General features: G+C 66.6%; 1 pseudogene. It reads right to left on the bottom strand.

The features are described 5' to 3' along the window. Positions 1–464: pseudogene (locus tag EN879_RS38485) on the bottom strand (outer membrane beta-barrel protein); the annotation flags it as partial.

The raw sequence follows: 464 nt of genomic DNA on the forward strand, positions 1-464 counted from the left end.
TGCCTGCACTGCTCGAATCGCCGTTCGAGGTGGCGGTCAGGCCCTGTTCGATCGTCGGCCGGATGACGAAGGAGCCCCATTTGACGCCGGTGGCGGCAAACGGATCATCCTCCAGCTTCTTCTTCTGGCCTTCGATGGCGTCCGTACGCTCCGCTCCTGGGTCGAGCTTCTGCCTGTCGGCGCTGTCGATGGTGAGTGCGCGGCGGTTGGCCGTGTCCGCATCGGTCTCTGCGGCATCGGTGGCGTCCGGCGTGGAGGCGGTCGTGGAAGCGGTGATGTCGGAGGTGTCGGCCGTCGATTTCTTCTTCTTTTTCGACTTGTCGGCAGCCTTGTCCTTGGCTTGGTCAGCCGCATTCTGCCTGGCGGCCGATGAGCGGCGGCGCGGCTTGGGCGGCGCCGCAGTGTCGACGGACGTGTCGTCAGTGGCTGCCGGCGGGTCAAAGAGGCTGCCCGTCGCGGTGGCC

The sequence above is a fragment of the Mesorhizobium sp. M7A.F.Ca.AU.002.02.1.1 genome (assembly GCF_003998535.1).
In the GTDB taxonomy this organism is placed as follows: domain Bacteria; phylum Pseudomonadota; class Alphaproteobacteria; order Rhizobiales; family Rhizobiaceae; genus Mesorhizobium; species Mesorhizobium ciceri.